This window comes from Algoriphagus mannitolivorans DSM 15301 (assembly GCF_000429425.1).
GTDB lineage: Bacteria > Bacteroidota > Bacteroidia > Cytophagales > Cyclobacteriaceae > Algoriphagus > Algoriphagus mannitolivorans.
On the sequence record NZ_AUBV01000004.1, the window covers coordinates 450,554 to 469,173 of the forward strand.

The 18,620-nt window shown below is 43.0% G+C and carries 7 protein-coding genes; 1 reads left to right on the forward strand and 6 read right to left on the reverse strand.

Annotated elements, in window-relative coordinates:
* Positions 1-207: 207 nt before the first annotated feature.
* From G458_RS20195 to G458_RS20210, 6 genes are all read right to left on the reverse strand, one after another.
* Complete coding sequence (locus tag G458_RS20195; protein WP_035467718.1) at positions 208-7,218, reverse strand: ATP-binding protein; 7,011 nt, start codon at positions 7,216-7,218, stop codon at positions 208-210.
* Positions 7,211-9,358 carry a sensor histidine kinase gene (locus G458_RS21940; RefSeq protein ID WP_245579227.1) on the reverse strand — a complete coding sequence of 716 codons (2,148 nt, stop codon included), beginning with the start codon at positions 9,356-9,358 and terminating at the stop codon, positions 7,211-7,213. The genes G458_RS20195 and G458_RS21940 overlap by 8 nt, the downstream gene beginning before the upstream one ends.
* Positions 9,355-15,228, reverse strand: coding sequence for an ATP-binding protein (locus G458_RS22045; protein ID WP_084438816.1), 5,874 nt, complete (start codon positions 15,226-15,228; stop codon positions 9,355-9,357). The genes G458_RS21940 and G458_RS22045 overlap by 4 nt, the downstream gene beginning before the upstream one ends.
* Before the next feature lie 276 nt (positions 15,229-15,504).
* Positions 15,505-16,218 carry a DUF6090 family protein gene (locus G458_RS0104630; protein WP_026950867.1) on the reverse strand — a complete coding sequence of 238 codons (714 nt, stop codon included), beginning with the start codon at positions 16,216-16,218 and terminating at the stop codon, positions 15,505-15,507.
* Positions 16,219-16,220: 2 nt separating this feature from the next.
* Positions 16,221-16,970: a DUF6090 family protein gene (locus G458_RS0104635; RefSeq protein ID WP_026950868.1), complete on the reverse strand. Its 750-nt coding sequence runs from the start codon at positions 16,968-16,970 to the stop codon at positions 16,221-16,223.
* Between the two features lie 6 nt (positions 16,971-16,976).
* A complete protein-coding gene (locus tag G458_RS20210) occupies positions 16,977-18,317 on the reverse strand; it encodes an amidohydrolase family protein (protein WP_051287031.1) in 1,341 nt (446 codons plus the stop codon).
* A 46-nt stretch (positions 18,318-18,363) separates the two neighbouring features.
* Here G458_RS20210 and G458_RS0104645 point away from each other — a divergent pair.
* On the forward strand, positions 18,364-18,620 hold a 257-nt coding region (locus G458_RS0104645), incomplete at its 3' end, for a transposase (RefSeq protein WP_026950869.1).

The window sequence follows — 18,620 nt, forward strand, 5'->3', positions numbered from 1 at the left end:
TGGCGAGAATTAACAATTGAATAGAACTAGGGAAAAGTAATGTGCTGAAAAAAAGCAATCAGCCTTGGAGCAAAAGAATCTCTAGGTAATCTGAGCCTGTTTGCTCAATGAAGCTATTTCAAAAATTCTGTATTACCGCTGAAAATCAGCATTTTATTTTGCAAAAAATGCAAAAATCCGGGGAAGCGCTTCCTAGCCGGAGTACAATTAATGGACTCCGGGTAGAGAAATAAGGAACTCAGCACCTTGCCCTTCTTTGCTGTTTACGCTTAGTTTTCCTCCGTGGGCTTTGATGATATCATGAGTTATACTAAGCCCCAAACCTGTTCCATCGGTACCCTTTTTGGTGGTGAAAAAAGGCTGAAGGATTTTGTCCAAAATCTCTTTTGGAATCCCTGAGCCGTTATCCTTGAAGGATAGCTTGATGTTTCCTTTTTCGGAGAAGGTTCGGATCTTCAATTCGGGCGAGTACCCGGGATGGGTTTGTACATTGAATTTATCTCTCATCGCATCAAAGGCATTGTTGCAGATGTTGAGAATGACACGGGAAAAGTCTTCCATGATCAAATGGGCTTTACCCAGGCCCTCTTCCAAGTCAAAGTTTAGCGATACATTGATCGGATTTTTGCTGGCTCGCATGCCATGAAAGGCTAGATTCGTAAATTCCTGTGCAAGTCTGTTGACATCCAGGTCATCTGCTTTCCCCGAACTTCCCCGGCTATGCTGAAGCATGGACTTGACGATACTGTCTGCCCGGGATCCGTGAGCATAGACTTTGGTAAGATTACTCTGAATATCTTCAAGAAGTGCCTTGACTTCATCCCGATGAGGGCTAGGTTCGATCTTTTCCAGCTCAACAAAGGCTTCCTCAATCAGCTCTTTGCTGAGTTCGGAGAAGTTATTCACAAAATTCAGCGGATTCTTGATCTCATGGGCAATGCCGGCTGTCAGCTGTCCTAGGCTCGCTAGCTTTTCCTGCTGTACTAGTTGCTCTTGAGCAGCTTTCAGGTCTTTCAAAGCCGATTCTGCCTTGGATTTTGCCAGTTTAATTGCTTCCAAATCCTTTTCTGCCTGAACAGCATTAGCTTCTGCGATTTTTAAATCTGTAAATCGGGTATAGGTCAGATCAAATACGCCTGCAAATTTTTCCAACAGGTAGAGGGCTTCTTCCTGAAGTGGCTCGGGACTGGTCACTACCAGCATACCTTTGGAAAAGAAGCCTACGGTCTGCACACGTCTGCTGTGGAAGTATTTTCGATTAAAGGGAATCTTGATTTCATGCTCCATGTAGTATAACCACTGATCCAATTCTTTTCCCTGAAGATCAATTACCAAGGACTTTCTCCCTTTCTTCCAAGCTTGGTAGGCTTTAGAAAGGGTGGTTTCTTCGCTGATTCTTCCAGAAAATCTTGTGTCTAACCGATTTCCACCCTGAGCGGTGATCCAAAAGTCAATCGTTTGATTTTTCTCATTGATGATTCCGATGTTGATTCGCTCATGAGTTACTCCTAGATTTTGCAGCTGTTCGAAAAGCACGGAGGCTGTTTCGGAAAGCTCTTCAGATCGCTGCATTCCCATAGTTCTGGATCTAACCCGCTCCAAGGCAGCCTCTATTTGAGCCTCCCGTGCTTGGGCTTCTGCCTGCTTTAGATCGCTGAATCGGGTGTAAGCCAAAGAGAAAACGCTAGTCGCTCTTTTTAAAAGTTTCCAGCTTTCCTCAGAAATTTCTCCTGGAGAGGCCGCACCCATAAATCCGTGACTGAATTTGTAGAGATGGTAGGTTCGCTCGGGAATTTGGTCTCCATAAAACTCCTGAATGCTGAAGTGATGTGACTTTTCTGCACAATAGGATATCCATTCCGTTCGGTGCTGGCCTTGCATCTTTATGGAGGTTTTGGAAGAATCTGAATTGTAAAATGAGCGCATTTCTCTTCCTACCCATGTATCCTCCAAGCGGATAGTCATGTAGTCGGAAATCAATTTTTTATCATCCTGAATCGCATACCAGCATTCGGTAGTTCCTTCGTCTGCATGGTGGATGTAGATGGAGCTGGTTTCCAACTCTTCGACCCCCAGGAGTCCCATTTCTTTTCTGAGGAGAGTTGCCACATCCACCAACTCATCTGGTTTTTGCATAGACATCGCTCTTGCTCTGACCCGCTCCATAGACGCTTCTATCTGAGCATTTCTTGCTTGCTCTTCAGCTCTTATTAAGTCTAGGAATCGGGTATATGTCTGATCAAAAACCTTGGTAAACCTTTTGAAAAGATCATGGGAATCGGGCACCTTTTCATAGGTGATGAACAGAATAAACCCCTGATTGAATTTACACAAGTGATTGATCTGATAGGTGGGGAGCGAAAGCCCAAGCCTTTCAATTTCGTCAAAAGTGGGCTTCAGGTCAGGGAAGGATTTCATGTAGGTATAGTGCTCCTCCAAGGCTTTACCTCCAAGCTCCTGAACTAACATCGTATCGTCACTCCGAATGAATTCACCCATCTCATCGAATGAAGCTTCACCATAAAGGCGAAGTTGAAATGGGGTTTGAAGAGTTCCTTCACTACTCATGCAACAGGAAGCTGTTTTTTTATCCTCCGCCAGAATATTATATCCGCAGCTCCATGCAGGGATACCTAAAGCTTGTATTTCCAAAAAAAGCAAATTGGCTACTTCGGGTAGTTCCGAACTGCTTTGCATGCCCATGGTCCGAGACCTGACTTTTTCTAATGCTGTCTCAATTCGGGCTTCTCGCGCCTGAGCTTCTGCTTTCTGCAAATCCAGAAACCTTATATAGGCTTGTTCGAAAACTTTACCGAAACGGATGACGATTTGATTATCACTATCAGAAAAGGGCTCTTCAGTATACCGGAGGATTTGTAATCCTGAGTTTTTCATGAAAGTTAAAGTCGTCGTAAAAGCAGAACTTTCCTTCATGAATTTCTCTATTTCCGGATTGAAGGAATTGGTGTCCAACAATTGTTGGTAATACTCTTTCATGATTTTACCTGAATAGGTTTTCATAAAGAGTTCTGGTCGCTCCTTAATCACTTGATTGTATTCGCGTTGGACTTGGGTACCACTACTGTGGGTGATTCGAAGGGGCTTTTCTGAAATAGCTCCTCCTACCCAGACATCGTAATCCGAGTCATTATCAATTACCCCGCTCATGGCCATAGCATCTATTGGAACTCCCAAGGCCAGCAACTGCTCCCGGATTTCGTTGGCCACGAGTTGCATCTCTTTGGTGTTTTGCATACCCAATGAGCGGCTTCTTACTTTTTCCAAGGCCGCTTCAATTTGTGCTTCCTTTGCCTGTGCCTCTGCTTTTTGCAAATCCAAAAACCGCTGGTAGGTTCGGCCGAATTCTCTGGCAAAGCGACTGACTATACTCTTTTCTTCCTCGGTGGCTTTACGGGAATGATTGAAACCCAAGTAACCAAATTGAAAATGACCCTGTGTGGTAAATAGTCCTTTTGGAAAGTCTTTTGGATTTATTTTGTGCCCTTCCGGCAGCGCACCCATTACTTCGGATAGCAATTCCCATAAATAGGGAAGATCCTCTGGCGCATAATCAATGGTATTTACCGAATTGGGCTCACAGCTTTTCCACTGTGCAAAGGCCTGTTTCCAAGGCTCAATGGCATGAATATCGATTAGCTGTTCTGCCACCACGCCATTGTCAGCGGTAGTCGTCAGCCTGATGCTGAAGGTTTCATTCGCTTCATCAAACAAAGTCAGATGAGTGAGAACTGGATTGATTCCGAGCAGGTCGAATTGCTCAAAGAGAACACAAAGCACGTCGGTCAACTCATCGGTATGATGCATGGCCATAGCCCGGGCGCGAATTCGCTCAAGGGATGCTTCGATCTGTGCTTCTCGGGCCTGCGCCTCGGCCTTTTTAATATCAAGGAATCGCTGGTAAACGCGTTCAAATTCCCGGGCAAACCGAATGACGATTGCGATTTCCTCATCTGTTGGAGGACGGGAATTATTAAATCCTATATAACCAAACTTATTGTGCCCTTCGCAGTCGAAAATTCCTTCAGGATAATCTTCAAATGTTATTCTTTCTTTCGGAGGGAGGGATTGAAGAGATTCATTGATAATTTGAAATAAATCCGGTAATACTTCCGGTGGATATACCAGGCATTGGTGACTATGTGGTTTTTGCTTTTTCCAATTAGTTACGGTTTCCTTCCAAGTAGGCATGGCATCCAAATCAATGATTTGTTCACCGATATTGGATGCCCCATTTTTACCGGTAATCCTAAAGCTGAATGCGTTACTTTCAAGATCCATCAAGGTGAGATGGGCGCATTTGGCGTCTATGCCCAGCTCTTCAATTTGCTTAAACATGACACTCAGAACTTCATTCAGTTCTTCCGAGGTATGCATAGCCATTGATCTTGCACGAATTCGTTCCAGTGCTACTTCAATTTGAGCCTCTCGGGCTTGCTTTTCGGCACGTTCCAAATCCAGAAATCGTCTGAAGGCTTGTTCGAATACCCTGGCAAATCGTTGAATCAATTCTATAAGCTCCTGACTTGGAGCGGTGTGATCGGTAGTGCCCAGATAGCCGTACTCAAACAGGGTAGAAGTAATGAACCTTTCTTTCAACTGTTTCCCCTTTTTAAAAGGAATCCCGAGCACCTTGCTACTGTAGGATATCCAGTCTTTGAGTTTCTTACCTTTCAAATCAAAAATCACGACAGGTTCCTTTTTCTTAAAGGCTTTGAAAATGTCTTTGATGATTCCGGATTTCTTGGCGGACATCAAGAATTTTCTACTGACTTTATGCCCTTCCTGATCTGTCAGCCAAACCTCCAAAAACTCACCGCCTTCCTGAGGCATCACGAGATTAAATCGATCCGGAGTCTTGGTCAATTTGCTTATTTCCTCAAATAAGATCTGACATACATCCGCCAGTTCATTGGAGTTGTGCATGGCCATAGAGCGGGCACGTACCCGCTCGAGGGACAATTGAATTTGTGATTCTCGGGCTTGTGCTTCTGCTTTCTGGATGTCCAAGAAGCGCTGGTACACACTTGTAAACTCTTTACAAAAGCGCGATAGAATTTCTTTTTCCTCTTCAGAAGCCTGCCGCTGGTGGTCGTAGCCCAAGTAACCAAAAGGTGTGTAACCTGCCATGGAATAGCCTCCTTCTGGAAAATACTCGAGCTTCATTCTCTCATCCTCCGGCATCGCATCAAAGGCTTCTGAGAATATTTCAAAAACCTGTGGAAGGACTTCCTTGGAATAAAAAATGACTTCTACTGAGTCGGATTTGTCATTGATAAACTTATCATAAATCCCCTTTAACTCTTCCATACTATCTACATGAACAACCTGCTTTTTAGGTTGTCTATGTCTTGATCTGCCTGAAGCCCTATAGGTGAGTGTTCTATTTTCCCGATCAAAAAGACTTAGGTAGACATTCATTGGATGGATGCCTAGTTGATCGAATTGTCTGAACAAAACACTAAGTACCTCATGCAGTTCATCCGTGCTTTTCATCGCCATGGAACGGGCACGCACTCGCTCCAAAGCCAATTGAATTTCGGATTCCCTTGCCTGAGCTTCTGCTTTTTGGAGGTCTAAAAATCGGGTATATGCTTGTTCAAAAACTCTTGCAAATCGATTGATGATATCAATTTCATGTTGAGCTAAGGACTTCCCTTCAAAATCATTGATGTTGAACACAGCGTTTTTGACTGCGATCATGGAAATGCAATAGGCCTCACTATTGAATATCATCTTAAGAATATCCTCTGGCAAATGCTTGAATTCCTCAGTATGCTCAATCAGATGATGATAGAAAGCATCTTTTTCTTCTTTGGAATAATTCCCGACAAAAAAATCCAATTGCTTTTCCAGTGCATGGTATAAATCTTTCGGAACAGGATTCTCAAAGTAAGGAAGACGATAATTGGTGATGACCAAACCTGCTTCATTCTGTCCACAAACAAAGGCATTGAGGTCTTTTGAATCTTCAATACCGGTAGCGATTCCAACAGCTGTAAATGGGATTTCCAATTCTTTCAATTTTTCGAAGAGCACAGCTACTACCTCATTCAATTCATCACTTTTGTGCATGGCAAGTGATCTTGAACGGACTTTCTCCAATGCTGCTTCAATTGTGGCTTCACGCGCTTGGAATTCTGCTTTTTCAAGATCGAGAAAGCGAGTATAGGTCTGTTCGAATACCTTGGCGAATCGTTGAAATAAAGGCTGTGCCCCTGATAGGGGTTCTAGTGTAATAAATAACAGATTGCCAGAAGCAAAATTTGCCACATGGTGGATTTGCCTTTCTGGCAAAGGAAATCCTGCATCCATTGATTTTTGAAATGCTTTTTTAAGCATTGGGAAGGAATGCAAATACTTGAAATAGGCCTGCATCTCTTTTCCTGAAAAGTCTTTTATTAAAAAGTCTTCCCTCTTTTTCCAAGATTCAAATTGGCGCTTGTGCCAATCGTTTTCCTCGATGGGCATTCTGAATGGAGGGTTCAAGGATCCATCCGCATTGCACATCCAAGAAATAAGATGTTTTTGTTTTTCGTCCCAAATAGTGAATCCTGAGCTGTAGGTACTAATTCCAAGCCCCTGCAATTCTTGAAATAATAAGGATGCAGTAGCTGCTAGCTCGTTACTGGATTGCATAGCCATAGTCCGTGCCCGAATCCTCTCTAATGCTGCTTCAATCTCCAATTCCCTGTTTTTCTCCAGTAAATCGGCGGTTTTTTCTTTGACGAGCTTTTCTAGCTCTTCAGTCTTTTTTTTCCAAATGTCTATTCCCCAAGTATCTTTTTCACTTTCTACTTCCTCAGGTTTAGATCCATGCCAGTGGATTACTTTCCATTTCTCATCAGAATAATTCAATACCGAAGAAAACCGCATGTACATTTCGACTGTTTCCTCATCGCTTTTGATGGTTGCGTAAATATTTTCAGCAAAGACTGCTGTATTTTCATCCTCAGAAATAATATGATCAAAAGGGTCTATTCGCCAGGTGATATCTAGACTTTCACCTTGTTTTTTTTGTGTGTTTAAGAGCTTTTTTAACTCTTCGGAGCCTCGAATTTTTTCGTCTATAGCTGTTCCGAATCCCAAGATGTTTTTGTCAACCAACTGATCCAAACGAGATAGATTCTCATTCGACAGACCGATTTTCATGAATTCCTTATAGGTCTTGTGGAGCAGATCCTTTTTTGATTTATCCATGAGAAATAGAGTTAGTGGGTATTGTAATTGTAAATTCTGCGCCACCGGATGGGGAATTTCTAGCGGTCAATTTTCCACCATGGGCATTTACAATATCGTAGCTAAGCGAAAGCCCCAAGCCAGTCCCTTCTCCAGTAGGCTTGGTGGTAAAGAAAGGCTGGAAAATTTTATCCTGAATTTGCTCTGGAATGCCCTTTCCATTATCGGTAACGGTGATTTCAATTTGGTCTTCTACTAAGGAGGTGCTTACCGTGACTGTAGGTTTATATTCCCCGTCTTGAGTTTTTCCAAAATCATGGACGGCATAGAATGCGTTGTTGATCAGATTGATCAGGACTCTGCCGATATCCTGACGGACTACTGAGACTTCGGGTAGATCCTCTGCGAAATGGGTCTTGAAATCAGCTGAAAAAGACTTGTCCTTTGCCCGTAGTCCATGAAAGCTCAGTTTGAGACATTCATCGGCTAAAGCATTCAAGTTTACCGGTTCTTTTTTGCCTTCAGATTTACGGCTATGTTCCAGCATACCTTTGACAATGGCACCTGCTCTTTTGCCATGAAGGTTAATCTTCTCAGAGTTTTCTCTTAGATCTTTTAAAATTGCTTTGGTCTCTTCTAAATCTCCTTTTTCCAGTTCTTCATTTGCTTCTTCGACCAGTTCCTTATTCAATTCCGAGAAGTTATTTACAAAGTTCAGGGGGTTCTGAATCTCATGGGCGATGCCTGCGGTCAACTCTCCAAGCGAGGCCATCTTTTCGGATTGGATGAGTTGAGCTTGGGTGGATTTGAGATTTTCAAGGGATTTAGATAGTTCTTCGGTTCTCTTTTTCACCAATATTTCCAATTGTTCCTTTTGGGTAGCCAGAATGGTTTTCTTCTCCTCTGATACTTTCAAGACCTTCTCGGCCTCTATTTTCTGTGCTACAAGTGTTTCCTTGAATCGTACAGAAATGTAAGCCAGGAGAAAAAGAGGGGGGCTTAAAATGGTTAGTGATAAAAGTAATTTGTCATACTCATTGTAAAGGTCAAGGTCGTACTTGTGTAGCATGATATACACCAAGGTCGCCAAAGTAGGCACCACTGTTCCGGCAATCAGTGCCATTTTGGCCCCTTTGATTAAATGCAGGTGTGATCTCATGATTCTGGCGAAATGCAGAAGCATGGCTAGAAAAACCAAACCAAAAGGAAGCGAAATGGAGAAAACATGTGCTAAGATATTTACCAGAAGGAGTATGGATAAGATGATCCACGAAAGCCGAGAAATTTTTGCCGTCAAGACCCACTCTAGAATAAATAGAGCAAACAAAACCATAATCGCCTGACAAGTGACAAAAAGAACAAAACGTATCTTTTCTAGGGTATAGGAGATTTCAAAAAACGTGTTTCCAAAAGTCAATAGGGTGCCTATCAGCACTACTGTGGTGAAACCACCGATAATAAGGAAGATTTTTTGGTCAGGATTGAGGTAGGCTAAAAACCAATACAGGAAAAAAAGCAGGAACGATACGGATATACAGAGGGTGGTATAAATATGAGTTAGCTTGTGTTGCTTGGTAACCCAATCTACATAGCCTGGACCTGTTAAATTGATAAAATCTTTCAGATTCGTAGGACTGAGACGTATTTCTCGCTGGGTAAAAAGACTTTCATAATCCACAAAGTGAATAGCCAGAAGGTACTCCTTACCGATTTTCAAGTCTAAAGGAATGGGGTATTTAAGTATAGGATTGTAGGCTTCATAAGGCTTTCCGGTATCACCAAAGGAATGAATCAATTCTCCATCCAGATACACATCGGTGGCTGCCCAAAGATTCCGACTGATTCCCAGGGGGATATTTTGAAAAGATTGATCCAGCTTGAATTTGATCAAAAACCAGCCTTCTATGCGGCCATTGGTGCCCCCAAGATCCGGCGACAATGCCATGGGATTCATTTTTATCCAAGGTTGATCTTTGATTTCAGGATAGGACCAAGGGTCTTCTGGTCCAGCTCTAAATTCCCATTCTTCGAGCGGCGATAAAAACAGGCGTTGGTGTGACTGAAACTGATCTGCGCGTAGTAAGAACACATCAGCTCGGGCTGCTGAGATTTGGGTCAATCCAAAATAGAAAAGAATGGATATGAGAAGCGCTCTTTTCATTTTTTGGGGAGAGTTATTGTGAAGGCAGCGCCCTGTCCGGGAGAGCTTGAGAGAGCAATACTTCCTCCATGCGCTTTGATGATGTCATAGCTAAGCGAAAGTCCCAAGCCAGTCCCTTCTCCAGTAGGCTTGGTGGTAAAGAAAGGCTGGAAAATTTTATCCTGAATTTGCTCTGGAATGCCCTTTCCATTATCGGAAACGGTGATTTCTATTTGGTCTTTTACTTGGGAGGTGCTTACCGTGACCGTTGGCTTATATCCCTTGTCTTGAGTTTTTCCGAAATCATGGACGGCATAGAATGCGTTGTTGATCAGATTGAGCAGGACTCTGCCGATATCCTGACGGACTACTGAGACTTCGGGTAGATCCTCTGCGAAATGGGTCTTGAAATCAGCTGAAAAAGACTTGTCCTTGGCACGCAGTCCATGAAAGCTCAGTTTGAGACATTCATCGGCTATGCCGTTCAAGTTTACCTGTTCTTTTTTGCCTTCAGATTTTCGGCTATGTTCCAGCATTCCCTTGACGATAGAGCCAGCCCTTTTTCCATGGTGATTGATTTTGCTGAGGTTGTCTTTCAGGTCTTGGAGGATGAATTTGATTTCTTCCAGGTCGCCTTTCTCGATTTCTTCCTGAGCCTCGTCAATCAGCTCTCCGCTGACTTCGGAGAAGTTATTGACAAAATTCAGGGGGTTTTGAATCTCATGGGCGATGCCTGCGGTCAACTCTCCAAGCGAGGCCATTTTTTCGGATTGGATGAGCTGAGCCTGTGCAGACTTGAGTTCGGATAGGGCTTTTTCAGCTTTTTGCTTGGCAAGTTTGATTTCTATCAAGTCTTTTTCAGCCTTTTTCAAGTCCTCAAAACGCTTATATGCCAAGTCAAAAACACCTGCAAATCTGGCTAAAGTGCTTACTGCTTCCTCAGGAGGATTAGGTACATAGCCGGGCAAACTATAGCCAATTTCTCCTTGGGATGTCTTGGCCATAATAAAAGTAAGCCCTCCAATATGCCTGATGTCATCCATGGTTGGGGCATTGGGGTCTACCTTTTCAAAATCGCCTAGGGAGACCATTTTTTGAACATAGTCCATGGCGGTGTCTACATCCATCGGAAAAATCAGGGTAGGTTCATTGCCGCGCTCCCAATTGGCCACCAACGGGATATCTCGATGAATATGCCGAGGTAAGGTCATGACCATGCCTACTTGTGCGCCATCTCCAGAGGTCATGGCTTTCTCATATTTGCTAGTAAGCCAACGCATGTACCAGAAATATTGAGCTTGGTGGCCAAGCGAAACAAATTCACTTCGGATACTGACCATGATATCTAAAAGGTCAGTGGATTCCTGCATGGAAGTTACTTTGGATCGTATCCTTTCCAGCGATAGTTCGATTTGCGCTTCTTTTGCTTGCGCTTCCGCATATTGAAGGTCTTCAAAACGTTTGTAGGCTATCCCAAATACTTTGGCAAATCGAATCAATGTATGAAGAGATTCCTCAGGCGGATTAGGGATTTTTCCCGGCAAACTGAATCCAATTTCTCCATGGGTGGTTCGGGCAATTACAAATGTTAAACCTCCAAGAGCCAAAATATCTTCTTCACTCGGGGATTTAGGATCAGCCAGTTCATAGTGCCCGTACTTATTCATATTTTCTATGTAATCCCAGGCCTGAGAACCATCCAAATCGAGTACAAAAACCGGAGAATCTGATTTCTCCCAAGAAGCCAAGGAAGGGATTTTGTCATGTACAAATTTTGGGACAGAGATTATCATTCCTATCCGGTCACCTTCTTCAGAAGTCATGGACATATCATAGGCTTCTGTTGACCATTTCATATGCCAAAAGTAGTGTGCTTGATGTCCTAATGATACAAACTCCTTGCGCATAGCAACCACCACATCAAAGAGTTCATTGGATTCCTGCATGGAGGTTACTAGAGACCGTATCCTTTCCAGCGACAACTCAATTTTCGCTTCTTTTGCTTGAGATTCGGCCATTTGAAGATCCTCAAATCGCTTATATGCTAGGTCAAAAGCCGCTGCCATTTTGGTAAGGATGGATTTTACCTCCTCCTGAGGGGATTCCAGTAAATCAATGACCATTCTACCTTTTGCTAAAGGAGCAGATGGATGATACACTTTCTTTATACCAGCTGAGGCAATGAATTTTTCTGCTTCCTCGGCCTCCTTGAATTTGCCATGATCACGAAGCCAATTGGTGGAAATCTGAAGCGATTCGCGGTCTTGTGTCACTACCTGGTATGTATTTCCCTTAGCCCAAATTTCGCGCTGGTAAAAATCAGGATGGGTTTTTCCCAAATCGAAGATGATATCTGAAGCGATATGCATCTGGTCTCCCTCTTTTTCCATGGAGGTCAGATCCCAGCTACGGACTTTCCCGTCGGACTCCTTCAGCAAAATGGTAGCCGCTGCTACCCCAGAAATATCAAGTCCCATCAGCTCTTCCTTCAGTTTAAAGACCACATCAAGAATTTGCTCTGATTTATTCATAGCCAAGGCCCTCGCACGAACGCGCTCCACGGCCAAGTTTATTTGCGCCTCCCTTGCTTGTGCTTCTGCTTTTTGGAGGTCAAGGAATCGGGTATATGTCTGATCAAAAACCTGAGCAAATCGCCTAAAAATTTCTTCTTCGCTACAAGGCACTTCCGTGATAATTACTAGATATCCGGTTTTGAAATAAGCGGCATGTAAGCGCTGCCACTTGGGTCGTGGGATTCCTGCGGCTTCCATGTCTTCAAAAATTTTCTTGGCTATGGGTAATTCCATCAGCCAATCATAGTGCTTTTGGAGGTCTTGGTTTTCTAGGGTGACGGTTCGATAAGATTCTTGTTTTTGCCATCCTTCGTATAGATTTTCATGTGCAAAATCTCCAACATTGGGCAAGGAAAATGGCTGAATTAATCCATTGTCCAGACTTAGCCACCATTCGTCCTCTTGCCGATCTTTTTCACAAAGCACAAATCCGCAAGTCCATAGGTCATCCACCAGTCCATTCAGTTCACCAAAGAGCAATTGAGCAACATCGCCAAGCTCTGCCGCCTTTTGCATTCCCATGGTCCTGGATCTTACACGCTCTAAGGCTGCTTCAATCTGTGCTTCTCTGGCCTGCGCTTCTGCTTTTTGAAGGTCTAGGAAGCGGGTATACGCTTGCTCAAAAGCTCTGGCAAACCGTGTGAATACCTTTTCGTCTTCATAGGTTTCAGTCGTGATGACTAGCATGTATCCATATTTAAAATAGGCTGCATGCCATTTTTGCCATTTTGGAAATTCAATACCCTGATCTAATATCCCCTGGAAAATGGGCTGCACATCAGGAACTGTGAGCATATATTTATAATGAGCTTTTAGCTCCTTACCACCATTTTCAATAGATAAAAACTCAAGGTTTTTATTCCAGCCCTCATACATTTGCTTATGGGCCGGGTCTACATTGTTAGGAATTTTTAAATGTGGCATGATGCCATTTTCATTGGCAAACCAGAATTCATCAAGCTCCGAATTTTTTTCACAGAATGCGAAGCCCGTACCCCAAAGTTCTCCACCTAAACTCTTGAGTTGTTGAAAGAGGACCATCGCCACATCTCCTATTTCATTACTATTATGCATCGCCATGGAGCGACTTCTTACTCTTTCCAGCGCTGATTCAATTTGGGCTTCTCTCGCCTGAGCTTCGGCCTTTTGTAAATCAAGAAAGCGGGTGTAGGCTTGGTTGAACGCTCCTGCCATTTTCAACACAATGGTTTTTGTGTCTTCACTTGGGGGGGCGGTCAGATCGACTCCAAGCATTCCACTGGAAATTCTCGCGCAAGCGGTCCATTGATGGGTTAATACTCCAGTTTCTATAGCTTCTGTAAAAATTTTGGCAACGGCAGGGTCGATTTCTTCTAACTCAGGTAATGCCTTTTTTAGTTTTTCAAGGGGGTAATCGGCAATGAAGTAGTCTAGGTCAGTGTTTTCCAGTATTTTAAAGGGAAATCCCAGCATTTCATGCTTGTTGGAATCAAACTGAAACGTATAGCTGTTCTGATTTCCAATATTTCCAGGGCTTGAAAAATCCCAAGCTTTGACCCATCCATTCTCTTCGACCAGATAAAAAGTAACTCCGGAAAGTCCTTTTACCTGAAGCCATTGAAGCTGGCTTAATAGTTCTTTGTTTACTTTGTTGAGATCGTCAGGGTGATGCATGGCCATGGATTGGGCCCGAACCCGTTCCACTGCAACCTCAATTTCTGATTTCCTGGTTTGAGCCTCAGCTCTTTGAAGGTCTAAAAACCGAGTATACGTCTGCTCAAAAACTTTGGCAAAGCGTTTGAAAACCTCATGCGATTCAGGCACAGGTTTATAGGTTATGAAGATGATATATCCGTATTTGAAAAAAGCCACATGATCAATTTGCGATGCAGGAAAAGGGATACCATCGGCCTTCATTTTCAACAATTGCTCCCCGACTCCCGGAAGGCTACATAGGTATTCATAATGGGCAGGACATTCATCTTCCCCAATCTCATTGACCAATAAAGTTTCCCCTTTCTGACCTGCCTTGTAATAACGGAGGAATATACCTTCTCTCGGGGTTCTGTATTTTGGAAAAACGCCCAGGCCATTACTGCCCCATTCCAGTGAACCTTTTTTATCGTCATCATAAATATTGAAAGCACAAAACCAGGTTTCCATGCCCAAAGCCTGCACCTGTTTTACCAATTCAAGTGAGAGGTCTGACAGTTCCTCGCTTTTATGCATGGCTATGCTGCGGCTTCTCACTCTTTCCAGGGCCGCTTCAATTCGGGCCTCTCGGGCCTGGGCTACAGCTTTTTCGAGGTCCTTGAATCGGGAATAGGCAAATGAAAAAACCTGATGAAACCGCTTGAAAATAGAGAGGCCTTCAAAATTAAGTGCTTGATATAAGGTGATTCCCAAGGCGCCCTGTCCGATCGAATAAAAGAAATAGTGGATTTCATCCACTTGATCCATCAAGGGATCCTCCAAATGCTTTTCTTCTTTTCTGTGTTGCCTGAATTCATCAAGGACCTTTCCCTTCAAGCTACCTTCGAAATACCCGTCCTTAGCTTTGCTGATCTTATCGACCAGCTCCTTTTCGACCGGGTTTTTCAGGTATTCGGTTCGTTCGATGATTTCCTGGTTATAGGCCGGGAAATACTGGTAGCAGAGGTATATTTCTTTTTCCTCCTGAATAATTACTGTTTGGACATTTCGGATTCCATCAATTCCAAACTGGGTCAACTCATCCGAAATTACCCGGCATACCTCCAGCATGTCGTCGGGCTTTTTCATGGACATGGCCACCGTACGGACCCGCTCAAGCGCAGACTCAACCAGCAATTCTCTGTTTTTATTTTCCAGTTCTGCAGTCCGCTCTTCGACAGCTTTTTTTAGGCGCTCGTTTTCAGCCTTGACAGCTTCCAGCCCAAATGCTTCTCCTTCTGTTGCTTTATGGTCGGGAAAAGAACCATGTTGGTGGAGGATTTTCCAGCCTTGAGTTGTTTTTTCCAAAAGAGAAGAAAGCCTAAAATGAGCATAAAACACCCATTCTTTTTCCGATTTCACATACAGGTCGCCTAACTCATGCACCATAAAATATGGGTCGTAAGGGATGATCTGGACCGTTTTATTTTTAATGTCCGCCATTCCCACCATCTGATCTTTGACTCGATGGGTATAGTCTACAATGTCCTGTTTACTATTCCAGATTTCCTCTTGGGTGGTCCCGATATTTTTGTAAAATTCCGGAAGGTAGTTTGCCCATTTTTCAAGATTTCCTTCAAAATAGCTTTTCCAATAATCCTCCATTAGCGTAAGGATTTCTTGTTTGAGCGATGAGGAGATTTTCATAGTCTGCAAATGAAAAACGGAATTAGATCCTGATGGAATGACCTTTTTTATACTAGATTCCTGGGAATCCTGCTGGTCTTCAAGCTAAGTCAAAGACTGGCATTTTATAGAAGTAGGTAGTTATTCGAAAAGTTGGCCCTTTCAAAATACGAATTCCTGTTGGAAATCAAGGGTTTATTTTCTTTGAGCTTTCCTGATCTCGAAAACAAAATGATTAAAAAGAGAACTGTCCAGTTTTGGTGAAAAGCTTCTGAAGGATTTTTCTAAAAAATTGAGTCATTGTAGCTGGGCTTTAAGTTGGGATTTCAAAGCAGCGATTTCTTCCAAGGCTATACCCATTCTGGTGATGGATCCTTCTCGGTTGTCCTGAAACATTTTGAAGAGAATTATATGACTCGGATTTTTAAAAAAATCCTCCAGATTTCTGGGCTCCAATCTGTCTTCATAATCAAAATCATAGAATTCACTTTTGACCACTGGAATCCAATCTGAATTGAAGGAATTCTCCACATCCAAAATAGCTTGACTCAAGCGGAATAGGACTTCATCATAGTAGTTGATTAAATCGATTTGGAGATCCTTATCAGAAATCGCATCAATTCCCTTGGATTTTAAAACTTCAAAGCCACTGGATTGAGATTTGAACCTCTCAAACCGAATGACCTTAGCCATCCATACATACAGGTTTTCCTCAAAAATTCCTTTTTCCACTTGATTTAAAATGGAATCAGTGGTCGCATTCGCAATGAGAGCTTTTTGTAGCTCCGCAGCAATCACGCTAGAGTCACGACTTAGATTTTGGTCAATGAGTGAAAGAATCTCTTGCTCAAAATTTCTTGATTTCCTGCTTTCATTCCAGTTATTCACTTGTAGAGCGATCAAAATACCGATAACCACTAAAAATATTTCTCCGAGCGCATAAACCAGGTAGCGAGTCACTCGATTTTCATGCAGGAGTTTTTGGCGGATTTTTCTGAAAAAGGAGATCATATTTAATCTTTTGACTTAGTTTTTGAAATGATTAAATCAATGGCCTCTACTACCTGACTATTTTCATTTCTATTATCTGCATGTTCCTGGTCTGCTAATCCAATCAATATGGCCTGAAGCATTCGTTTTTTTCTGGCGATAAGATTTAGATATTTATCCAGTTGTTTTTGATCAAAGTTGAGCACTGCGTCAAATCGTTCCTCTTCCGTGTACAACTTAAAATGATCCAAAGAAAAAGGGATGACATGATTGACTGTAAATGCCCTCATTTCTTTTTCTTCTTCCAAATAATCGACCATCAGATCAGGCCAAGCGACCAAAGCAGCCCAAAGTTCTTCCTCTCGGATAAGTTCAATCGCGCCTGTATTCACCAGGGACACAATACTACTTTGCGAAGGGTCAAAGGTGTAAGACGTCCTGGACCAGAGAGAGTGATATCGAAGGGAATCAAGAGAGACAGTCTTAAAGGGTTGATTGCTAAGCATCCATTCACAACTCCTTAAAGATTTGAAATGAAATGCCTTAATTTTTTCAAACTGTGCCTTATTCTCATCAAATTCGATATGAATTTGTCGTAGAAAGGTCTCCTCTTTCTTGATATTTTTCCGATCCTCATTCCAATTGTTGACTTGGAGTGCAAGAAGAATTCCTATCATGACTAAACCGATCTCACCTAATGCGTAAATCAAGTATCGAGTGAACTTATTTTCACTTATAAGCTTTTGGCGGAATTTTCGGAAAAACGAGATCATTCAGGATTACTTTTCAAATGGGACATTAACAGGCCTCAACAAACCTCCCCGCATGACATGGGTGATGGATCTGAAATTACTGGCATCAAGTGAGGGGTCTTTCTCCAAGATGATCAGATCAGCCATTTTCCCCACTTCCAGCGTGCCAAAGTCATCTGATCTTCGCATAGCTTTCGCCCCATTTTGGGTGGCCATCGGAATCAAGTCATTTGCTGAAATTCCAGCCTTTTGCATCGCTTCCAATTCATCATAGATGGAGAGCCCATGGAGAGTGCCTGGATTTCCTGCATCCGTTGATAGGGCAATAGTAATTCCTGAATCGTAGAGAATTTTCAGATTAGTGAGCATCATATCCGAAATCTTTCGGTCGGTCTTCTCGACGGATAGTAGATTTTTCTGATAATTTTTAGGGTCGGGATAAAACTTAAAAAAAGATTGAGAGGAATTTAGCAATGCTTTGGTGTAGGGGTCTACGACTTGGTTGGGGTCGTTCATCGGGAAAGTCCCTTGAAGTGAGCGGAATGCTACCCCATACCCAGAGATTACCACCAATGTAGGGCATACAATCACCCCGGATTCCTTTACCATTTGGATAAACTCTTCATCCAACACCTGGTCATCTACACTATGCACCAAAACTTTTGCGCCTAAACGAATTGCTTCCTTGGCCTCATCCAAATTAGTTGCATGGACGATCAATTGGTTTCCTTGGGTATTGACTTCTTCAGCTACCGCCCTTAGGCTTTGCAAAAAAATTGAATCCTTCAGGTTTAGGCTCCAGATTTTTATTCCTGTAGAGCCTGAATCGGTACTCTTTTGCACGTATTCTCTTCCAAACTCAGGGGAAGTCAAAGCCAGCATTTGTCGCGCTGGAGGGACATTGAAAATATCCAGCCGCTCTTGGTCAAAAGGAGTAAGTAAAGGCCCTGCCGCAGCCACATGAGGAGCGTTTAGATCTGCTTCTGCCGATGTTGCAAGGTCAATGGTCCATTCATAGCCACCCACATCATAGACTGCCGTTACTCCTGAGCGCAGATAACTTTCCAGATAGGGATAGGGATTTCTTTTCAATCTTGCCTGAAGGCTATCAAATCGAAGCGTATCCCGAAGATCTAATGCATCAGGACGTCCGTCAAAAAAGCCGGTTTGGGAAAAATGAACGTGTGCATCGACTAAGCCAGGCGTGATAAATTTCCCTGAGACATCAATTAAATTGGCATTTTCAGGTATTTCAACTTCCGAACCTCCAACGGCCGATATTTTACCATCTTGAAGAATGATGACACTGTTGGAAATGGAATTCCCAGTGCCGTCAAAAAGTGTAGCTCCTTGTGTAAGCTTCCCCAAAAACTGGACAGTTTAAAAGACGACAAAGTCACTAACTTTAAACTGTATGAAGAAGTCAAGATTTACCGAAAGCCAGATCATCAAGGCAGTCAAGGATCATGAATCGGGCAGGGATGTAAATGAACTCTGCCGGGAATTGGGTATCCATCGAGGCACATTTTATCTCTGGAAAAAGAAGTATGGAGGCATTGAAGTTCAGGAGCTCAAGCGGCTCAAGGAGCTGGAGGAAGAAAACCGGAAGCTCAAGCAGATGTACGCGGAGCTGGCCCTAGATAACAAGATTCTCAAGGATGTTCTGGGAAA

Excerpts from the sequence above, each read along its gene's own strand:
- G458_RS20195 (WP_035467718.1), bottom strand. The coding sequence starts at position 7,218 with ATGGATAAATCAAAAAAGGATCTGCTCCACAAGACCTATAAGGAATTC.
- G458_RS21940 (WP_245579227.1), bottom strand. The coding sequence starts at position 9,358 with ATGAAAAGAGCGCTTCTCATATCCATTCTTTTCTATTTTGGATTGACC.
- G458_RS22045 (WP_084438816.1), bottom strand. The coding sequence starts at position 15,228 with ATGAAAATCTCCTCATCGCTCAAACAAGAAATCCTTACGCTAATGGAG.
- G458_RS0104630 (WP_026950867.1), bottom strand. The coding sequence starts at position 16,218 with ATGATCTCCTTTTTCAGAAAAATCCGCCAAAAACTCCTGCATGAAAAT.
- G458_RS0104635 (WP_026950868.1), bottom strand. The coding sequence starts at position 16,970 with ATGATCTCGTTTTTCCGAAAATTCCGCCAAAAGCTTATAAGTGAAAAT.